The sequence below is a fragment of the Cognatiluteimonas telluris genome (genome assembly GCF_011320095.1).
GTDB classification, from domain to species: Bacteria; Pseudomonadota; Gammaproteobacteria; order Xanthomonadales; family Xanthomonadaceae; genus Cognatiluteimonas; species Cognatiluteimonas telluris.
This window is the reverse complement of record NZ_JAANOY010000078.1, coordinates 1-1,661: the sequence shown is the minus strand read 5'-3', so window position 1 is coordinate 1,661 and position 1,661 is coordinate 1. Positions and strand designations below refer to the sequence as shown.

The 1,661-nt window shown below is 72.0% G+C and carries 1 protein-coding gene; it reads left to right on the top strand.

The features are described from left to right. Positions 1 to 1,661: amino acid adenylation domain-containing protein (locus G7B67_RS13025; protein WP_166213114.1), on the top strand; the 1,661-nt coding region annotated here is incomplete at both ends.

Genomic DNA, 1,661 nt, shown 5'->3' with positions numbered 1-1,661 from the left:
CTGCAGGTGCTGCTGCAGGGGCTGGTTGGAGATGGGCAGCAGGTTGTGTCGGCGTTGCCGTGGCTGGATGCGGCGCAGCGACAGCAGTTGCTGGACTTTGCCGCGCCGCGCGAGCGGTTCCCGATGGAGGGGGAGGCTGGGCTGCTGCATCGCCGGTTCGAGGCCCAGGCGGCGCGCACGCCCGAGGCGATCGCGGTGGAGTACGAGGACCAGGCGTTGAGCTATGCGCAACTGGATGCGCGTGCCAACCAGTGGGCGCACCGGCTGCGTGCGGCGGGCGTGGGCCCCGACCGGCTGGTCGGACTGTGCGTGGAGCGGGGGCTGGAGCTGGTGGTCGGCGTGCTGGCGATCCTGAAAGCCGGCGGGGCCTACGTGCCGCTGGATCCGGCCTACCCGCGGCAACGGCTGGCTTACCTGCTGGAGGATGCCGCGCCGGTGCTGGTGCTGGTGCAGCCGGGGTGCCGGTCGGCGCTGCCGGACAGTGCGGTGCCGGTGCTGGAGCTGGAGGCGCAGGGCTGTGCCGGGCAGCCGACGCACGCGCCGCAGGTGCCTGGCCTGGCGCCCGGCCACCTGGCCTATGTGATCCACACCTCCGGTTCGACCGGCCAGCCGAAGGGGGTGATGGTCGAGCATGCCCAGGTGGCGCGGCTGTTCGCGGCGACCCAGGCGCAGTTCGGGTTCGGGCCGCAGGAGACCTGGACGTTGTTCCACTCCTTCGCGTTCGACTTCTCGGTGTGGGAGTTGTGGGGCGCGTTGTTGCACGGCGGGCGGCTGGTGGTGGTGCCGCAACTGACCACGCGCTCGCCGATGGCGTTCTATCGGTTGCTGTGCGAGCGCGGAGTCACGGTGCTGAACCAGACCCCGACGGCGTTCTACGCGCTGATTGCGGCGCAGGCCGGGCTTGAGGCCCAGGCGCTGCCGTCGCACCGGTTGAAGTGGGTGGTGTTCGGGGGCGAGGCGCTGTCGCTACGCGCCCTGCAGCCCTGGGTGGCGCGCCATGGGGACCAGGCGCCGGTGCTGGTGAACATGTATGGCATTACCGAGACCACGGTGCATGTGACGCATCGGGTGCTGACGGGGGCGGAGATCGCCGGGGAGGCGGCCAGCGTGGTGGGTCGGGCGTTGCCGGACCTGGGGATCCATGTGCTGGACGGGCGCGGGGAGCCGGTGCCGGTGGGGGTGGTGGGCGAGTTGCATGTTGGCGGGGCGGGGGTGGCGCGGGGCTACCTGGGGCGTGCGCAGTTGACGGCCGAGCGCTTCATTGCCAATCCGTTCGCCGATGCGGCGATGCCGCGGTTGTATCGCACGGGGGACCTGGGGCGTTGGCGGGCCGACGGCACGCTGGAGTACCTGGGGCGCAACGACGACCAGGTGAAGATCCGCGGGTTCCGGATCGAGCTGGGCGAGATCGAGGCGCAATTGCGCGGGCTGGCGGGGGTGGCGGACGCAGCGGTGGTGGCGCGCGAGGCGAGCGAGGGCGACAAGCGGCTGGTCGCCTACGTGGTGGCCCAGGCGCCGGCGACGCTGGAGCTGGCGCACTTGCGCAGCGCGCTGGCCGCGCAGGTGGCCGAGCACCTGGTCCCGGCGGCGTTCGTGGTGCTCGACCACCTGCCGCTGACCGCCAACGGCAAGCTCGATCGCGATGCGTTGCCGGCGCCGGA